Consider the following 9,847-nt stretch of genomic DNA (forward strand, 5'->3'; position numbering starts at 1 on the left):
GACCTTCAGTAGACGGCGATGTGCGCAAGCTCACGACCCGCGCCGGTTGCGCCACTCTGCAGGATTGACGGGCCGCCGAAAGTCGAGGACGGATTTTGTCTGCTGACGTGGTGTCCGCAGGCTTGGTGCGCTCTTCCGGAGTCGGACGGGGTGACGAAGCCGGGCCGTTCGGGTATCGGTTTCCGGGGGGACTTCCTCCGCCGGGCCTGTAGCTCAATGGTTAGAGCCGACCGCTCATAACGGTCTGGTTGCAGGTTCGAGTCCTGCCGGGCCCACCAGCTTAGCCCACGCGCCAGCCCGGCTTGCTCGTATCCGCCGGGTGTCTTGGATCGGCCCGATGCCGCGGATCGCAACGATCGCCGCCCATCCAAGCATGCGACAGAAGAACCGATCGACCCCCTATCCACGATGACGATGGCCCTATGACATCGATATCGTGCAGACGAGAAGGATCAGAATTTCGAACGCGATCCATCCGCCGAATACAGCAATCAGCTCCCAATTCGCCGTCTTGCCGATTTTGGTCACTGCGTACATGGGCAACCTCCCCGCGGGGCTTCAGGCTCCGCAAGCAGTTTCAGTCAACGCGATGATATCACAATTATAAGTATTCGATCATATTTGCGCCAAAATGGCAATCGTGAATTTCAACGGAGCCGGACCGACAACAGCACACGTCGTCAATGCCGCCGCCGCGCACGTAGATCCGGATAGTGGATACTGCAGCGCAGCGCGCCTGGTCGCGTGTCGCCCGGACGCGCTGCGCGACCGCCAGGCGGCGACCGATGCGGCCGGCTTTCCGCGGGCCATCCCGGTCCGGCCGGCGGAGCGGCACCGGCTGCGGCGGATCCCGGCCTCACCCGTCGAACCCCCGCCCTCGCTCACGTGCCGGGCCGCAGCCGACATGACGGCAGCGACACGAGAACGGTCCATGAAGCACGGCGCGCGCAACGACATCCCCGCCACGGTGACGGCGATCAAGCGCGGGGGCGTGATGGCTCAGGTCGAGGTGGCGCTCGTCGGTACAGCCTACCGCATGGCCTCGGTGATGACCGTCGATTCGCTGGAGGAACTCGGCCTCAAGGAGGGCGACACCGTGCCCGTGCTCGCGAAGGCGGTGAACGTGCTGCTCGTGAAGCCGTGACGGCGCGGGGCCGGACGGGTCGTTCAAGCGTCATCGGGCGGGGTTAAGGGGGCTCTCCCCGCTGTTCCACCCCGACGCGATCATCCGATGGACTGGTTTGACCTGCCCGAGGACGCCCACCTGCCGGCCGAGCCCGACGAGAGCCGCATGCGGCTGTACATCATCGCCGGGCTGCTCGGCGTCGGGGTGCTCGGCGGGGTGCTGCATCTCCTCCCGGCCTGACGGCGACAGGCCGTCAGGCTCCGCGCGGCCCCGGCTCCGGCGCTGTGCGAGGCCGCAGCGGAGTCGGGCGCCGGGCCCCGTTCAGGCGGCCCGGATGTCGCGCAGGAAGCCGTCGACCTCCTGCTTGACGGCGAGCGACTGCTTGGCGAGCTCGGCCGCCGCGCTCAAAACCTGCGTGGCGCCGCCGCCGGTCTCGCCGGAGGCCGTCAGAGCCGCGCCACGTTGGCCGAGACGCCCTGCGTCCCCTCCGCGGCCTGAGCCGTGGCCGCCTGGATGGCGGCGATCTGGCCACCGCTCTCGTCGGTCGCCTTCGCGGTCTGGCCGGCCAGTTCCTTCACCTCTGCGGCGACCACGGCGAAGCCCCGGCCCGCCTCGCCGGCGCGCGCCGCCGCGATCGTGGCATTCAGTGCCAGCAGGTTGGCCAGGGCTCCGCCCAGGACCAGCGCCAGCACGAGCAGGGTGATCTGGACGTTGCGCGCGCGCTCCACCGCGCCTTTTCCACGGCCTGAGCGTTCTCCTCAAGGGCGGCCTTGATCAGGTCGCGCGCGGCGCGGTGCCTGCCTCCTCGATCTGGCTCGTCAGGGGCTTGATGCCGGTCTCGAACACCGTCTTCAGGAGATCCAGGACGCTGACGGTCGCCCGGAAGTCGCGGCCATAGGCGCCCAGAGTCTCGGCGACGGCCTGGATCCGGGGCGTGAAGGCGGCGGCGCCCTCGGCCTCCTGGAAGACCTTCAGGCCGGCTTCGGCCTTCTCGACGTTCTTCGCGAAGGTGGCCGGGCCGTTCGGGTCGAACGTCGCCAGGAAACGCCAGTTGGCGACGCGGACCAGCAGCACGGCGCTCTCCAGGGTGTTGGTGGCGGCGGTCAGGGCGTCGCCGCCCGTGAACAGGCGCCCCTTGGCCTCGGCCACCGTGGTGCCCGCCGCCGCGAGGCGATCGAGTTCGGCCTTCAACGCTCGGGCATGGTCGCGGATCTGTTCGTAGAGCTTGCGCCGCGCCCGTTCCAAGGCGGCGATCCGCTCGGGTGCGGGGGCGAGCCGGTACAGCTCGGACTGACCGACCAACCGCGCGGCGAGATTGTTGATGGCGAAGATCGACCGCGCCTCAAGATCGGCCGAACCGCGCGTAGAGCGCCGGCAGCACCACCAGGGTCAGCAGGGTCGCGCTGATCAGGCCGCCGATCACCACGGTGGCGAGCGGGCGCTGCACCTCCGCGCCGGTGCCGGTGGCCAGCGCCATCGGCACGAAGCCCAGGGAGGCGACCAGCCCCGTCATCGCCACCGGCCGCAGCCGGGTGAGGGCGCCCTCGCGGATCGCCACCGGCAGCGGGCGTCCTTCGGTGACCAGCTGCTTGATGAAGGTCAGCATCACGAGGCCGTTCAGCACCGCCACGCCCGAGAGCGCGATGAAGCCCACCGCCGCCGGTACCGAGAGCGGCATCCCCCGCAGCCACAGGGCCGCGATCCCGCCGGTCAGCGCCAGCGGCACGGCGCTGAATACCAGGAGCGCGTCGCGCGCCCGGCCGAGCGCCGCGGTGAGCAGCAGGAAAATCAGCCCGAAGCAGACCGGCACCACCACGGCGAGGCGCGCCCGCGCCGAGGCGAGGTTCTCGAACTGCCCGCCCCAGGTCACGAAGGAGCCCGCCGGCAGGATCACCTGCGCGGCGACCTTGTCCTGTGCCTCCGCCACCAGGGAGCCGATGTCGCGCCCGCGGACATTGGCGGTCACCACGACCCGGCGACGGCCGTTCTCGCGGCTGATCTGGTTCGGCCCCTCGCTCACCGAGAAGCGCGCCACCTGCCGCAGCAGCACGGAGGCGGCCCGGCCGTTCGCGCCCGGGGGCGAGGAAACGGGAAGCGGGATCGGCAGGTTCTCCAGGGCCTCCCGGTCCTCGCGGACCTGATCGGTCAGGCGCACCACGATCGGCACGCGCCGGTCGCCCTCGAACACGATTCCGGCCTCCCGCCCGCCCATGGCGGCGCCGATCACCTCCTGGATCGCCCCGGTGCTGAGACCCAGCCGCGCCGCCGCCTCCCGGTCGATCGTGATCTCGAATACCGGCAGGCCGGCGATCTGCTCGACCTTCACGTCGTCGGCGCCCGGGATCCCGCGCAGGATCGCGGCGATCCGGTTGGCGGTCTCCAGCATCGGCGCGAAATCCTCGCCGAACACCTTGACGGCGAGGTCGCCGCGCGTGCCGGCGAGCAGCTCGTTGAAGCGCAGCTGGATCGGCTGGGAGAATTCATAGACGTTGCCGGCGAGCTCAGTCACGGCCGCCTCGATCTGCGCCTGCAACGCCGCCTTCGACAGGCCCGGGTCGGGCCACTCCGCCTGCGGCTTGAGCATCACGAAGGTGTCGGAGGAATTCGGCGGCATCGGGTCGGTGGCGACCTCGGCGGTGCCGGTCTTGGAGAACACCGTGGCGACCTGGGGGAATTTGGCGATGGCCAGCTCGACCTTGAGCTGCATCGCCTGCGACTGCGTCAGTGATGTCGAGGGGATCCGGGTGGCGTTGAGCGCGATGCTCTTCTCGTCGAGCAACGGGATGAACTCGGTGCCGAGCCGGGCGGCCAGCAACCCGGCGCCGACGAGCAGCAGCAAGGCCGCCCCGACGAACGGCGCGGGCGCCCGGATCGCCGCGGCGAGCACCGGCCGGTAGAGCGCCTTCAGGCCCCGGAGGATCGGGCTCTCCGCCTCGGTGACCCGGCCGGTGAGCGCGATGGCGATCAGGGCCGGCACGAAGGTCAGCGACAGCACGAAGGCCGAAGCCAGCGCCAGGATGACGGTGAGCGCCATCGGCTGGAACATCTTGCCCTCGACCCCCGAGAAGGTCAGGAGCGGCAGGTAGACCAGGATGACGATCGCCTGCCCGTAGAGGGACGGCTTGATCATCTCCTCGGCGGAGTCCCGCACGGTCTCCAGGCGCTCCTCCAGGGTGAGGGCACGCCCGATGGCGTGCTGCCGCTCGGCGAGGTGGCGCAGCGCGTTCTCGGTGATGATCACCGCCCCGTCGACGATGAGCCCGAAATCGAGCGCCCCGAGGCTCATCAGGTTGGCCGAGATCTTTCCCTCGACCATGCCGGTCACGGTCATCAGCATGGCGACCGGAATCACGAGGGCCGCGATCAGCGCCGCCCGGATGTTGCCGAGCAGCAGGAACAGCACGACGATCACGAGGGCCGCGCCCTCCGCGAGGTTTTTTGCCACTGTGCGGATCGTGGCCTCGACGAGCTGCGTCCGGTCGAGCACAGTCTCGACCACGATGCCGGCGGGCAGGGCGCGCCGGATCTGGTCCAGGCGGGTGCCGACGGCGGCCGCCACCGTGCGGCTGTTCTCGCCGATCCGCATCAGGGCGGTGCCGATCACGGTCTCCTGCCCGTTCTCGCTGGCCGAGCCGGTGCGCAGGTCGCGCCCGATCCGCACCGTGGCGACATCGCGGATCCGCACCGGGACGCCGCCGCGGCTGGCCACCACCACGTCGGCGATCGCCTCCGGGCTTTCCAGGCGCCCGGCCGCGCGCACCACGTAGCTCTCGCCATTGTCCTCCAGGTAGCGGGCACCCTGGTTGGCATTGTTGGCCTGGAGCGCCCGGGCGACGTCCGCGAAGGACAGGTCGAGGGCGGTGAGCTTCGTCGGGTCCGGCTGGACGTGGTACTGCTTCTCGAAGCCGCCGATCCCATCGACGCCGGCGACGCCGGGCACCGCCTTGATCTGGGGCCGGATGATCCAGTCCTCGACCGTGCGCAGGTAGGCGACCTGCTCCAGCTCCGTCTTGAGATCCTGGCCCTCCGGGGTCCGGTAGCTGCCGTCGGGCTGCCAGCCGGGCTTGCCCGCCGGCACGATCACCCGCGCCCCCGGCGGCGCGTAGCGGACCGACCACATGGTGACCTCCCCGAGGCCGGTGGAGATCGGCCCCATCCGCGGCTCGACCCCGGAGGGCAGATCCTCCCGCACCTGGGCGAGGCGCTCGGCGACCTGCTGGCGGGCGAAGTAGATGTCGAGGCTCTCGGCGAAGACCGCGGTGACCTGCGAGAAGCCGTTGCGCGAGAGCGAGCGGGTGTAGTCGAGACCCTTGATGCCGGCGAGCGCGGTCTCGACCGGGTAGGTGACCTGCCGCTCGACATCGACCGGCGAGAGCGAGGGCGCCAGGGTGTTGATCTGCACCTGGTTGTTGGTGATGTCGGGCACCGCGTCGATCGGCAGCTCCGACAGTGCGACGGCGCCGAAGCCCGATGCCAGCAGCACGAGGAGCAGCACCAGCCAGCGCTGGCGGACCGAGACGGCGAGGATGCGGCTGATCATGGCGCGGTCCTCAATGGTCGTGGTCGGCATCGGCCTTGCCGAGCTCGGCCTTCAGCAGGAAGGTGTTGCCGGTCGCGATCTCGGCACCGGGCTCGAGCCCGCCGGTGACCGCGTAGGCCTCGTCGTCGGAGGGCCCGAGTTCGACCGGCCGCTTCTCGAAGCCGTCGGCATTGCGCACGAACACCACGCTCTTGCCGGCGATCGTCTGGACGGACGCCTTGGGGATCCGGACCGGGACCGTGTCCCGGGCGATCTCCACCTCGGCGGTGACGAAGGTGCCGGGCCGCCACGCGCCATCGGGGTTCGGCAGGGTCACCACCACCCGGGCCGAGCGGGTATCGGCGTTGAGGAAGGGGCTCACGAAGATCACGCGGCCCTCGGCCTGGCGCTCCGCCTCGCCGGCCCGGCCGGGGGTGACGGCGACGCGGGCGCCCTCCCGCACCTGGGCGAGATCGAGGGTAGGCACCGACAGCTCGATCCACACCGTCGAGAGGTCCGCCACCGTGTAGAGGTCGGCCGGGTCGCCCTCCTTGCCGACCGCGGTGCCGACATCGACCTTGCGCTCGACGATCCGGCCGGCGAGCGGCGCCCGCAGGGGATAGCGGCGCAGGCTCGACTGGTTGGGCGTGGCCTCGTCGCGCTTCTGGGCGGCCGCCACCTCGGCGGCATCGAGGCCCAAGGCCGACAGCTTCTGGCGGGCGAGATCGACCCGCAGCCGGGTCTCCAGATAGGCGGCCCGGGCGGTCTCGAAGGCGGCCTCCGAGGCACTGCGCGAGGCGAGCAGCTTCTGCTGGCGCTCGAAGTTGATCGTCTGCAATTCGGCCTGGACCTGGGCGGTCAGGAATTCGCTCTTGGCGTCGGCGACCTCCCGGCTGTCGAGGATCGCCACGACCTCGTTCGCCTGCACGGCGTCGCCGAGGCGCTTGCGCATCTCCGCCACGGTGCCGACCACCCGCGCGGGGACGCGGGCGATCCGGTCGGTGTCGGGGGTGATGGTGCCGGGGACCAGCAGGTGGCGCGCCAGCGTGCCGCCGCCGACCCGCTGTGTCGCGATGTCCTGGCCGGTGATCTGATCGGCCCGCATCCGGATCACGTCCTGCGCGTGATCCGCCCCGTGATCCGCACCGTGTGGCTGGTCGTCGTGCGGTCGGCTGTCGGCGCCGGCCCTTGGCCGGTCCGTTGCCGCGGCGCGATCGCGGCCGTCCGGGCCGAGCCCGGCGCCGTCGAGGGCCTGCCGGAGGAGGGCGGGGAAGGCGGGAACGGCGGCGCCGAGGGCGATGCCGGCGGTCAGAAAGACCGCGCAGACAGCGGCGGACAGGAGGATGCGCATGGATCGGCCATGGAAGCGGCCGGGACGGCGGGATGCCGCGTGGCGGTCCCGGAATGTCCCGTTCAGGTTTCGCGTGAGGGTGGGCCCGGGGCCGGTTCAGGCCTCCGGACGAGACGCGCGCCGGTGGGCGGCGTCAGTTCACGCGCGTGGGGGCCGCGGCAGCCGGTCGGGATCGACGGAGGGGCGGCCCTGGACGAGGCGAGCGCGCAGGGGCCGGCCCGGCACGGGCGGCGGCACCATCACCCCGCCCTCCAAGCGGGCCGCCAGATGACAGCCACAATGAACATGCGCGGCAAGGCCGGGATCGACAGCGGCGGAAGAGGCCGGCGCGTCGAGGACGGCGCCCTCGCTCCGGGCATGGTGGCTGCCCGCATGGAAGGCGAGATCCGCCGCGTGGCCGACGCCCAGTCCGGCGACCGACAGCGTCAGGACGAGCGCAAGCATGCGGACGGCGATCGTCCACCAGCCCCGCGCCCGCACGGAGCGCCTATGCCGAACCCCGAAGCCCATCGCGGGTCTTATGGTCGATGGGGGGTCAGGAACACAAGGAGCCGAAGCCATACGCGCGCCGATGGCCCCGACTCAGGCGGCCAGCCGGAGGACCCAGTCGTAGAAGTCGGGCCAGTTCTCCGCGCGATCCGAAGCCGCGGCGGCCTCCGCCGGGGTCGGCGTCGCGCTCCGGGCCGGACCCTGGGTCCGGACATCCCGGGGCGCGTGGCCGAAGGCGGCGCGGAAGGCCTGGGCGAAATGCGCGGGGCTCTCGAAGCCCCAGCGATACGCCACTTCCGAGACGCGGGCGCCGCGCCCGTCGCCGGCGAGATCCTGATAGGCGCGGGCGAGCCGGCGCTGACGGATGTAGCCGGATACGCCCCCAAGCGGGACGAACAGGCGGTACAGGGCGCTGCGCGAGATCCCGAAGGATTGGCCGAGCGCCTCGGCGTTCAGGTCGGGGGAGGCCAGTTCGGCCTCGATGAACCGGCGCAGGGCGAGCAGGATCGGGGTGCCGTCCGGGGCGCGACCGGGCCGCTCCTCCGCGGGCAGGCTGGAGACCGCCGCGCCGAGGAGCATGGCCGTCGCCTGCGCGGCCGCCGCGGCCTCCCGCTCCGAGAAGCCGGGGGCGTGCGCGCCGAGGGCCCGCAGATGATCGTTCAGCATCCGGCCGAACGGGGTCGCGCCGCGGATGATTCGGCCGTGGAGCGCGTCGAGCACGCCCTGATTCGCGCCGAAGAGCCCGCGCGGCAGCACCACCGTCAGGGCCTGATAGTCCGTGGACCGGGCGGAGAGGGGCCGCGACAGGTCGAGCAGGCAGATGTCGCCCGGATCGCAATCCTGCTCGCTGCCCCCGGCCGCGACCTGGGACCGGCCGGCCAGGCGCACATGCGCCAGGATGTGATCGATGCCCATGCGGGCCACGAGGGCGCGGTCGCGGGTGAACTGCAGGCCCGAGGCGCTGGCCCGGCAGAGGATCGCGTTCCCGAGATGCTGGACCTGCGAGCGCCCGCGGAATTCCGCCAGATCCTCCTTGCGGACCGCGAAGTTCCAGAACGGTGCGACGGCATCGCGCCAGGCCGTGGCCTGATGAAGACCTGGGCGCTCGTCTTGAAGTTGCAGTACTGAGTTCGGCCGCATCACCCGTACTATTCAGTTCCCCGCCGGAGTAGTCGCCCGGGCGATCCTCTTACAGGATATCGGGCTCCCAAGAAAAGGCGCACCGCGCCGCCCCGATCGACCATCGCCCGCCCCGGGGACGCGCCACCCTGGGCCGGTCCGCCGGATGACGGATTCCGCACTGCCCGGCCGCGTTCAGGAGCGCGTGCCCGATACGAAACGTCCCGCGCGCCGGGTGGCCGCGGGACGGGACGGTGCTCGATCGTGGGACCGGCGATGTCGCCTATGGTTAACGTTGCGTCACTTTCCGCTCGGCGCCGCGCCGCTGCCCGTGGCACCGTTGCCGGTGTTGTTGTCGCCCGCCGGGGCGCCGGCGGAGGAGGTGTTGCCGTTGGGCGTGCTCTGCGCGGCGGCCATTCCGGCGGTGCCGGCGGCCAGGGCGAGGGCGAGCAGGGCGGACTGGATGGTGCGGCTGGTCATGACGCTCCCGAATTCTACGAGTCTTCGACGTACCGGCGCGGTGCCGGCCCGTGCGGGATAACCACCGGCCCCGGAGCCTGTTCCGACCCGTCCCGATCCGGGGCGTCCCGACCGAATCCGCCCGCCGCGCCCTGTTCGACCGGGAACAGCGGCGCGGCTTTCAAGCTTGTCCGACAGGGCGCCGGGCCGGCGGTCCGCCCGTCGCGGTCCTCGCGTCGCGGAAGGGGAGGCCTGATCATGACCAAGCTGTTCATCGCCCAGGTGCGCGACGCACAAGGGGAGAAACCCCTGGTCACCGTCCGGGCGGAGGCCGAGGGGGAGGCGCGCCTGTTCCTGACGGCCGCCTATCCGGACGCGGAGATCGCCGCCATCGCGGAGCCCAGCGACTGGACGAGCGATGCCGATACCGGATCCCGGGCCGGCGACATCCGCGAGCATCCGGGCGTCGCGTGGCAGATGCCCTCCAGTCTGGCCGATTGACCGACCCGAAAGGCCCGGTTGCCGACAAGTGTCGCGGTTTCGTTCAGGGGTTTTCAGCGCGGAGCGCGGATTCTGCGGCATGACGTCCGGCGATCCGACACCAAGGCTCCTGGCGGCCCTGGCTGCCCTGACCGGCACCGGGATCCTGATGTGCCGCACGGAGCCGTCCTGGGACGGGATCCTGATCGGCCTGCTGTGTCTCGGCCTCTGGGCCTTCGGAACCCTCGCGGCACGGCCCAGGCGGTTCCCGAGGCCGGCGCGGCCGGTGATGCTGGAAGCCGTC

Annotated in this window: 9 protein-coding genes, 1 tRNA gene and 2 pseudogenes; 5 read left to right on the top strand and 7 right to left on the bottom strand. The window is 71.3% G+C overall.

What is annotated here, in order from left to right:
* Positions 1–202 precede the first annotated feature (202 nt).
* The 3 genes from OXS49_RS23880 (at position 203) to OXS49_RS23890 (ending at position 1,366) form a co-directional block, all read left to right on the top strand.
* Positions 203–278, top strand: a tRNA-Ile gene (locus tag OXS49_RS23880).
* Positions 279–931: 653 nt separating this feature from the next.
* Positions 932–1,144: a TOBE domain-containing protein gene (locus OXS49_RS23885; protein WP_267427151.1), complete on the top strand. Its 213-nt coding sequence runs from the start codon at positions 932–934 to the stop codon at positions 1,142–1,144.
* An 87-nt stretch (positions 1,145–1,231) separates the two neighbouring features.
* Complete coding sequence (locus OXS49_RS23890; protein WP_267427152.1) at positions 1,232–1,366, top strand: hypothetical protein; 135 nt, start codon at positions 1,232–1,234, stop codon at positions 1,364–1,366.
* Positions 1,367–1,447: 81 nt separating this feature from the next.
* Here OXS49_RS23890 and OXS49_RS23895 read toward each other — a convergent pair.
* The 7 genes and pseudogenes from OXS49_RS23895 to OXS49_RS23925 form a co-directional block, all read right to left on the bottom strand.
* Positions 1,448–1,785: pseudogene (locus OXS49_RS23895) on the bottom strand (methyl-accepting chemotaxis protein); the annotation flags it as partial.
* Between the two features lie 115 nt (positions 1,786–1,900).
* Entirely contained in the window at positions 1,901–2,428 is a 528-nt protein-coding gene (locus OXS49_RS23900; protein ID WP_267427153.1) for a hypothetical protein, read from the bottom strand.
* A 40-nt stretch (positions 2,429–2,468) separates the two neighbouring features.
* Positions 2,469–5,666 carry a CusA/CzcA family heavy metal efflux RND transporter gene (locus OXS49_RS23905; protein ID WP_267427154.1) on the bottom strand — a complete coding sequence of 1,066 codons (3,198 nt, stop codon included), beginning with the start codon at positions 5,664–5,666 and terminating at the stop codon, positions 2,469–2,471.
* A gap of 10 nt (positions 5,667–5,676) precedes the next feature.
* Entirely contained in the window at positions 5,677–6,996 is a 1,320-nt protein-coding gene (locus tag OXS49_RS23910; RefSeq protein WP_267427155.1) for an efflux RND transporter periplasmic adaptor subunit, read from the bottom strand.
* Positions 6,997–7,134: 138 nt separating this feature from the next.
* The gene (locus OXS49_RS23915) at positions 7,135–7,440 is read right to left on the bottom strand and encodes a hypothetical protein (protein ID WP_244004345.1); all 306 of its coding nucleotides are present in this window, start codon (positions 7,438–7,440) and stop codon (positions 7,135–7,137) included.
* Positions 7,441–7,578: 138 nt separating this feature from the next.
* Positions 7,579–8,625 carry a helix-turn-helix domain-containing protein gene (locus tag OXS49_RS23920; protein ID WP_244004343.1) on the bottom strand — a complete coding sequence of 349 codons (1,047 nt, stop codon included), beginning with the start codon at positions 8,623–8,625 and terminating at the stop codon, positions 7,579–7,581.
* Between the two features lie 279 nt (positions 8,626–8,904).
* Positions 8,905–9,084, bottom strand: coding sequence for a hypothetical protein (locus tag OXS49_RS23925; RefSeq protein ID WP_244004341.1), 180 nt, complete (start codon positions 9,082–9,084; stop codon positions 8,905–8,907).
* A 237-nt stretch (positions 9,085–9,321) separates the two neighbouring features.
* Between OXS49_RS23925 and OXS49_RS23930 the strand changes: the two genes are divergently transcribed.
* Together OXS49_RS23930 and OXS49_RS23935 are read left to right on the top strand one after the other, a co-directional pair.
* Positions 9,322–9,564 (top strand): hypothetical protein, encoded by a 243-nt coding sequence (locus OXS49_RS23930; protein ID WP_244004339.1) that lies wholly within the window; start codon positions 9,322–9,324, stop codon positions 9,562–9,564.
* A gap of 79 nt (positions 9,565–9,643) precedes the next feature.
* Positions 9,644–9,847 (top strand): annotated as a pseudogene (locus OXS49_RS23935) (energy transducer TonB); the annotation flags it as partial.

It is taken from the genome of Methylobacterium sp. GC_Met_2, from assembly GCF_026540795.1.
In the GTDB taxonomy this organism is placed as follows: Bacteria; Pseudomonadota; Alphaproteobacteria; order Rhizobiales; family Beijerinckiaceae; genus Methylobacterium.

Bases quoted from the DNA above. Each gene is read 5' to 3' on its own strand.
- OXS49_RS23885 (WP_267427151.1), top strand. From the start codon at position 932: ATGAAGCACGGCGCGCGCAACGACATCCCCGCCACGGTGACGGCGATC.
- OXS49_RS23890 (WP_267427152.1), top strand. From the start codon at position 1,232: ATGGACTGGTTTGACCTGCCCGAGGACGCCCACCTGCCGGCCGAGCCC.
- OXS49_RS23905 (WP_267427154.1), bottom strand. From the start codon at position 5,666: ATGATCAGCCGCATCCTCGCCGTCTCGGTCCGCCAGCGCTGGCTGGTG.
- OXS49_RS23910 (WP_267427155.1), bottom strand. From the start codon at position 6,996: ATGCGCATCCTCCTGTCCGCCGCTGTCTGCGCGGTCTTTCTGACCGCC.
- OXS49_RS23915 (WP_244004345.1), bottom strand. From the start codon at position 7,440: ATGCTTGCGCTCGTCCTGACGCTGTCGGTCGCCGGACTGGGCGTCGGC.
- OXS49_RS23920 (WP_244004343.1), bottom strand. From the start codon at position 8,625: ATGCGGCCGAACTCAGTACTGCAACTTCAAGACGAGCGCCCAGGTCTT.
- OXS49_RS23925 (WP_244004341.1), bottom strand. From the start codon at position 9,084: ATGACCAGCCGCACCATCCAGTCCGCCCTGCTCGCCCTCGCCCTGGCC.
- OXS49_RS23930 (WP_244004339.1), top strand. From the start codon at position 9,322: ATGACCAAGCTGTTCATCGCCCAGGTGCGCGACGCACAAGGGGAGAAA.